Below are 3,200 nucleotides of genomic sequence, written 5' to 3' on the forward strand. Positions count from 1 at the left end.
ACTTCATTGATGTCCTTGTCTGAGGGTTCACTATCAAATTTGTATTCCATTTCTTTCCTTACGTGTTGATATCCATTTGCTGATGAGCAATTGCATTCGACGAAATAGTCATCGACGTAGCGATTAAACTTCTACTAAATCGCACCGAGCTGAGCCAGTTTGCTAAGAATGTCACTGGTTTTCTCCCTGAACAGATCTCTTAATAGTCGAACCGTTGGGGTGATCGATTGACGACTTGGGCATACCAACCAAAGCTCAGTAGGAGTAGGTTTGTAATCTTGCATGACACTGGCCACTCGCCCAGTAAGCAGATCATTGGACATATCAAGGCATGATTTAATCGCAATCCCTTTACCTGCTACACACCAGCGTCTAACCAAATCACCATCGTTGGAAGCCCTGTTTCCTGTTAGCTTCACTTTATGAGTGGTTTCTTCATGACTAAACTGCCATTCATTCTGGAGAACATCGTGTAACTGATAAAAGAGGGCATTATGCTCTAACAGATCATTGGGTTGCATCGGTGCTTGATGCTCAGCAAGATAACTAGGGCTTGCACATAACACTCTAGGAACATCGCAGATCTTAAATCCATACATGTTGGCATCGGTTGGAGAACCATAACGTAGCGCCATATCAACCGAATCGCGATAGAAGTCGATATTGCTATCACTAATACTCGTTCGAAGTGACACGTTCGGATATTCCAACAAGAATTCATCCAACCAAGGCGTAATGAGATTTCGTCCTAGATCAGACGATAATGCGATACGAATTTCACCATCAATAATGCCGAGCTCTTCGTGCATGTTCATTTTCGCTTGCTCTAGCATCTTCAGCGCTTCCTCGCATTGTGGCAAGTACCGCTCTCCCGCCGCCGATAGCCGTAAGTGGCGTGTCGTACGAACGAAAAGCTCCGCTCCTAAAGATGCTTCGACGCGCTTTACCGCAGCGCTGGCCGTTGCTGTCCGCATATCAAGGTTGGTTGCTGCAGCGGTAATACTGCGAAACTCGGCAACTTTCAAAATCACCTTCAAGTCCTCTAGCAACATCATTAAGCCTCATTCTTTAGTTAAATTGGGTAAGAACGCGCTATGAACGCTCAGTATTTATAGAGTAGAGGGCTATTATTATCAAATGATATTTGATAATTAATCAAAGGCGAGGCTGTTTTTCGTTGTTAATTACTCACCTAAGATAACGTCATGTTAACGAAGCGGCCCACATGGGAATACCCATTTACTCTCAATAGCGATAAACGACGGCGCGATAAATTAACAAACACTTTTTGATAGCGTTTCAAAAACCGTTAGAAAATCGATAGCGATATATTGTCTACACTCATTGAGCTAACAGACCGCTATGTAACCAACTTTGAAACTCTATAACTTATTGTTTTATATAAGTTACCGTCTTTTCGGAACTGAACACACAAAGGAAAGTAACATGACTAAATTAACTATTGTTGCAAACATCGTGGCAAATGAAGACAAAATTGATCTAGTGAAAGCTGAGCTGCTTAAACTGATTGAGATCACTCGTGCAGAAGAAGGTTGTATCAACTACGACTTGCACCAAGACAATGAAAACCCGGCACACTTCTTATTTTACGAGAACTGGGAGTCACGCGAGTTGTGGCAAACACATATGAACAACACCCACCTTGCAGAGTACATGGCAGCCACTGAGGGCGCAGTCGCAAGCTTTACACTCAATGAAATGACGCACATTGCTTGATTGCTAGTGCTCTAAGGCACTCAAGATCAATGGCTCAACAGCTCATCGTTTAAGCCCATTTATAACATCTCAATCGATACGCTTGATATTGAATGGGCCAACTTTCGTTGATTACGATTTAAAAATTAGGCGGAAGCCACTTCACTTAATCAAAAGGAAGCACAATGACAGCACCAATAAAAATGAAAGCAATCGGGTTTACTCAATCACTTCCAATTACAGAGCAAGACAGTCTGTTTGAGTTTGAAACCGATGTTCCAGAAATGAAAGCCAACGACCTACTCGTCAAGGTGAGTGCGACGTCAATTAATCCCGCAGATGCTAAAATACGCATTCGTAATGCCAAAGATAAAACCCTAGAACAAGCTAAAGTACTAGGTTACGACGCTGTTGGTGAAGTTATCGCCAAAGGTGCAAACGCTGAAGGCTTCGAAGTTGGTGACCGAGTTTACTATGCTGGCGATGTGACACGCATGGGGGCTAATGCACAATATCAAGCAGTGGATTACCGCATCACTGCTCATGCGCCTAAGAGTCTTTCTGATGAATCTGCTGCCGTCATGCCGTTAGCAACACTCACTGCGTGGGAAGCGCTATTTGACCGACTCCGTGTTCACCCAGAAGAGAGAAAGTCGATACTGATCATTGGCGGCGCTGGTGGTGTAGGTTCTATTACGATTCAATTAGCAAAACAGCTTACTAACCTGACTGTTATCGCCACAGCCTCAAGACCAGAAACTGAACAATGGGTGCGAGATATGGGGGCCGATCATGTCGTCAACCACCGCAACTTGGTTGAGTCCGTTCGTGAACAAGGCATCAAACATGTCGATTACATTTTCAATGTGGCCGATACCAAAGGACACTGGGATGCGATGGTAGAGCTTATCGCACCACAAGGTTTAATCAGCTCAATCGTTGAGTTCGATGGTGGTATCGACTTGTCAGCACTTCAAGGCAAATCCGCAGGTTTTATTTGGGAGCTAATGTTCACACGCTCACTGTTTGACACGGAAGATATCCAAAAGCAGCAAGACATTTTATTCCAAGCAGCAAATTTGATCGACGCTGGCCGTATTAAATCTACACTAACGACAACACTGAATGGCTTTAGTGTTGAAACGCTCAAAGATGCGCATCAACGTATCGAAAGTAGTGCTTCAATCGGTAAAACAGCGATCAAGTATTAGGATATTAAGAGTAATTTACTGCTCTTCGAATAGAGGCAGTAAGTGATCATCAAGCTATATTCTTCTAAGCTAGAAATATCCAAATACACAAAGAGCCACTCGATAGTGGCTCTCTTACTTTTCGCTAAGCTTTATTATTACCTGACCCAGACTAATGATGAGACCACTTAAAGTGACAGTGTCACTCAAGATTGGTATTCAAAACAACATTTAATCCAGAGATTGATAGCCGAATCGCGCCAAATAATGCCAAACCTTTTTGACATCTTGTTC

3 protein-coding genes are annotated in these 3,200 nt (G+C 43.2%); 2 read left to right on the top strand and 1 reads right to left on the bottom strand.

Translation table 11 applies throughout. The features are described 5' to 3' along the window. Positions 1–134 precede the first annotated feature (134 nt). On the bottom strand, positions 135–1,052 hold the full coding sequence (locus AC4MRV_RS21740) for a LysR family transcriptional regulator (protein ID WP_491189358.1): 918 nt from the start codon (positions 1,050–1,052) through the stop codon (positions 135–137). 394 nt (positions 1,053–1,446) lie between these two features. Between AC4MRV_RS21740 and AC4MRV_RS21745 the strand changes: the two genes are divergently transcribed. Then, complete coding sequence (locus tag AC4MRV_RS21745; RefSeq protein ID WP_150873240.1) at positions 1,447–1,737, top strand: putative quinol monooxygenase; 291 nt, start codon at positions 1,447–1,449, stop codon at positions 1,735–1,737. A 164-nt stretch (positions 1,738–1,901) separates the two neighbouring features. Continuing rightward, a complete protein-coding gene (locus AC4MRV_RS21750; protein ID WP_491189357.1) occupies positions 1,902–2,927 on the top strand; it encodes a zinc-binding alcohol dehydrogenase family protein in 1,026 nt (341 codons plus the stop codon). Positions 2,928–3,200 lie beyond the last annotated feature (273 nt).

It is taken from the genome of Vibrio sp., assembly GCF_984391705.1.

Bases quoted from the DNA above. Each gene is read 5' to 3' on its own strand.
- AC4MRV_RS21745 (WP_150873240.1), top strand. From the start codon at position 1,447: ATGACTAAATTAACTATTGTTGCAAACATCGTGGCAAATGAAGACAAA.
- AC4MRV_RS21740 (WP_491189358.1), bottom strand. From the start codon at position 1,052: ATGTTGCTAGAGGACTTGAAGGTGATTTTGAAAGTTGCCGAGTTTCGC.
- AC4MRV_RS21750 (WP_491189357.1), top strand. From the start codon at position 1,902: ATGACAGCACCAATAAAAATGAAAGCAATCGGGTTTACTCAATCACTT.